This window comes from Rhodohalobacter sulfatireducens (genome assembly GCF_022012475.1).
Classification (GTDB): Bacteria; Bacteroidota; Rhodothermia; order Balneolales; family Balneolaceae; genus Rhodohalobacter; species Rhodohalobacter sulfatireducens.
This window is the reverse complement of sequence record NZ_JAKLWS010000064.1, coordinates 1-4,283: the sequence shown is the minus strand read 5'-3', so window position 1 is coordinate 4,283 and position 4,283 is coordinate 1. Positions and strand designations below refer to the sequence as shown.

3 protein-coding genes are annotated in these 4,283 nt (G+C 46.1%); all 3 read left to right on the top strand.

Translation table 11 applies throughout. The annotated features are described in order from the left end of the window. A partial coding sequence (locus L6773_RS20935) for a DUF6807 family protein (protein ID WP_237856627.1) occupies positions 1-1,615 on the top strand: 1,615 nt, incomplete at its 5' end. A gap of 59 nt (positions 1,616-1,674) precedes the next feature. Then, on the top strand, positions 1,675-3,120 hold the full coding sequence (locus L6773_RS20930) for a Gfo/Idh/MocA family protein (protein WP_237856626.1): 1,446 nt from the start codon (positions 1,675-1,677) through the stop codon (positions 3,118-3,120). Positions 3,121-3,297: 177 nt separating this feature from the next. After that, a partial coding sequence (locus tag L6773_RS20925) for a putative oxidoreductase C-terminal domain-containing protein (RefSeq protein ID WP_237856625.1) occupies positions 3,298-4,283 on the top strand: 986 nt, incomplete at its 3' end.

Genomic DNA, 4,283 nt, shown 5'->3' with positions numbered 1-4,283 from the left:
AGTTACTGACAGTGGTGAGGATTTAACCCTGAGAATTGATGGAAAAAATGTATTGAGCTATCGCCATGCAGTAACATCTCCGCCGGAAGGGGTTTCTGAACTCTATAGCCGGAATGGATATATTCATCCGTTGTGGTCGCCTGGCGGAGAGGTGATAACCAGGATTCAACCTCCTGATCATTACCATCACTATGGGATTTGGAATCCGTGGACTCGTACAGATTTTGAAGGTCGTGAAGTTGATTTTTGGAACCTGGGGGATGGAGAGGGAACCGTACGCCATCAGGAAATCCTGCAAACCACCTCGGGCCAGATCTTTGGCGGTTTCGAAACCTTTCTGAAGCATATCGACCTGAGCGCTCCTTCAGGGGAGAAAGTGGCTTTGAACGAGACTTGGGAGGTGATCGCCTGCAACGCCGATCCCGAGAATAATATCTGGCTGATTGACTTTGTCTCTACACTTCACCCGGCCTCTCAGTCGCCGCTGACCATCAAAGCTTATCGATATCAGGGGTTTAGCCTGCGGGCAACAGAAAAGTGGGATGACCAGACAGCAGACCTGTTAACGTCTGAGGGGTATGACAAGAGCAATGGAAATGCAACCCGTGCGCGATGGATTGATGTCAATGGAGTCTCTGAGGTTCAAGAAGGCCGATCGGGTGTTCTTTTTATGACTAATCCCGGGAATCACGATTTTCCTGAACGATTACGCTTATGGCCGGTAGATTCAAACGGGGGGGAAGAGAATGTGTACATCAACTTCAATCCGGCACAAGATAAAGACTGGACCCTTGAACCGGGTAAATCCTATACACTTCAATACAGGATGATAGTGTATGATGGTGAAATTGATACTGAAACCGCCAATCGATACTGGAAAGATTATTCAAATCCTCCAAAAGTAGAAGTGCGCTCACTGAATCATTTATCGGGAAAGAAAGTCTTGCTTTACACGAAGAATGGAGAAGGATATGTCCATGATAATATTCCATACAGTGTTGATGCTATCAATAAACTGGGGCAGGAGAATGGATTTATGGTTGATGTATCAGATGATCCGGGCCTGTTTACGATTGAAAATTTGAAACAGTATGATGCGTTGATCTTCTCCAATACCAACAATGAGGCGTTCGATACAGCCAGTCAGCGTGAAGCCCTTCAAGAATATATCCGACAGGGAGGAGGGTTTATGGGGATTCATTCGGCCAGCGGTTCTGAACGGGACTGGCCCTGGTTCTCGAAACTGGTTGGCGGGAATTTTGAACGGCATGCACCGCGGCAAGATTTTACGGTTGAGGTGTTGGATCCTACACATACGTCCACCTACTTTTTGCCTCATCGCTGGGAGATTCAGGATGATGAATGCTATTACTTAAAAGAGCTAAATCCGGCAATGGATGTATTGCTGGTAGCCGACCTTACCACAGTTACTGATGAACAGATGAGTACGTTCCCGGGGACTAATTTTGGAGATCAATTTCCGGTAGCCTGGTCGCAGGAGTTTGACGGCGGTCGTCAATGGTACACCTCGCTTGGACACCGGCCGGAGCAGTACTCCGATCCCCTCTTTGTAAGGCACTTACTTGGTGGAATTAAATGGGTTACATCCGACTAATCTAAATACAAATAGCGACATTTAAACGCATAACAACAACCGACGATAACGCATAGAATATGAAGAACAACAATGATAAAACCGGCACAAAAAATGCAATGACACGACGTGATTACCTGAAAACATCCGTGCTTGGAGCCGCCGGTGTATTGATGGCACCGTCCATTGTACCGTCTACTGTTTTTGGGAAAAATGCACCGAGTAACAGGATCAATATCGCTCAGATTGGATTTGGCAGAATTGCGAGAGGCCACGACCTTCCCGAAACCATGAAACACGACAATGTTCGCCTTGTGGCTGTAAGCGATGTGGATCGTAACCGGATGAAACAGGGCAAACAGTTTATTGAAAATTGGTACGCTGAAGAGAAAGGATGGGAAAATGAAGTGGATGTCCAACTTTACCAGGATTACCGAGAAATGCTTGAGCAACCGGACATTGACGCCGTAATCATAAGTACGCCGGATCATTGGCATGCTCGACCGGCCATTGAGGCGGCGCTGGCCGGCAAGGATATCTATTTGCAAAAACCAACATCGCTGACTCTTGAGGAAGGACGCATAATGAGTGATATTGTTCACCGGACAGGAGTTGTTTTCCAGATCGGGAGTCAGCAGCGTTCTGTATCTCCCTGGCCCCATTTTAAAAAAGCATGTGAACTGGTCCGAAACGGCCGTATCGGGAAGATTCATACCATAAAAGTTGGGTTGCCGGGAGATCCCGGTGGCGGAGATCCAACCCCGATGCCGGTTCCCGAACACCTGGATTACGATATGTGGCTGGGGTCAACCCCCGAAAAACCCTATACTCTTGATCGGGTTCATCCCCTGGAGGGATACTCACGGCCCGGGTGGTTGCGCTGTGAACAATTCGGCGCAGGAATGATTACCGGTTGGGGAGCTCATCACTTAGATATTGCTCACTGGGGAATGGGAACTGAATATACAGGGCCTGTTGAGATTGAAGCAGAAGCCTCTTTTCCTGATGAAGATCCGAATTACGAAGGACTGTGGAACGTACATGGAGAATTTAATGTGACAGCAAAATATGCAAATGGGGTAACAATGCTGGTAAATGGTCAATATCCGAATGGCATTCGGTTTGAAGGTGATGAAGGATGGATTTTCGTCACTCGGGGAAGTGGCGTTACCGATAGTGATCCCGATAGCGGCGACAGATCGAATTCTCCTATTCAGGCTAGCAACCCGGATATACTGGATTCAGAAATTGGGCCAAATGAAATCCATCTCTATGAAAGCAGTGAGCAACATACGAACTGGGTTGAATGTATAAGTAGCCGTCAAAAGACGGTAGCACCTGTTGAAGTTGCCCACCGTTCGTGCTCGGCGTGTTTACTTTCTCATATTGCCATGAAGCTGCCGCGAAAACTGTACTGGGATCCGGTCAATGAGCGGTTTAAAAATGACGATGAGGCAAACAGCATGCTTTCAAGACCTGAAAGATATCGCTATTCACTGGCTCAAATTCCCGGCTTAAATCTATAATAATCAACGTCTTTCTGCATATTATTTCCCTTGTCTATGAACAAGGGAACTCTTTTAACGAAGGATTGATATAAACTATCCACGATTTATAAGTTTACGATTTTTATGAGAACTCAATACCTGATCTATTCTCTTTTTCTTTTATTCATGATATCCTGCACTCAAGAAAACTCGCAAATGGAATCTTCGCAGCAAGATAATACGGTTCGTTTAATGACTCTGAATCCCGGACATTTTCATGCCGGATTGGTTCAGATGAACCAGTACCCGGAGGTCGACTCTGTTGTACATGTCTATGCACCTGAAGGGGAAGAGCTCCAGGCTTATCTGTCGATGATCGATCAATTTAATACCCGAGAGGAAAATCCCACGAATTGGCATCAGGAAGTTTATAGAGGAGATGATTACCTGGGCAAAATGGTAGAGGAAAAACCGGGCAACGTGATGGTCGTTGCAGGAAATAACGCACGTAAAATCGAATATATAACGACTGCGATAAATAACGGTATAAATGTCCTTGCAGATAAACCGATGATCATTAAACCGGATCAATTTTCCACTCTGAAGACAGCATTGGAAACGGCTGATGAAGAAGGTCTGGTGGTAAACGACATCATGACCGAGCGCCATGCCATTACTACGATCTTGCAAAAAGAACTCTCTCAAATTCCTGAGCTATTTGGAGAACTTGAAAAGGGAACTCCTGAAAATCCTGCTATCGTAAAAGAGAGTGTCCACTTTTTCTACAAAACGGTAGCCGGGGAAACGTTGGTTAGGCCGGCGTGGTTTTTTGATGTCGATCAACAGGGAGAAGCCATTGTGGATGTCTCCACTCACCTGGTTGATATGATTTTATGGCAGCTGTTTCCGAATGAACCTATCGATTATCGAGATGAAGAGAACGGCATTGAAGTCAGCCATGCCAATGTATGGGACACAGAACTTAGGCAGTCCCAATTTGAGCTCATTACAAAGCAACCGGAGTTTCCGGATTACCTGATGGCGGAAGTGGAATCTGACTCGGTATTACATGTAACCTCGAATGGGGAATTTGTTTTTAAGGTTCGGGATCTGTTTGCAAAAGTCTCGGTAGAATGGGGATTTACCAATCCTGAGGGTGGAGATACCCATTATTCCAGCCTCCGGGGAACAAACGCAAATCT

Bases quoted from the DNA above. Each gene is read 5' to 3' on its own strand.
- L6773_RS20930 (WP_237856626.1), top strand. From the start codon at position 1,675: ATGAAGAACAACAATGATAAAACCGGCACAAAAAATGCAATGACACGA.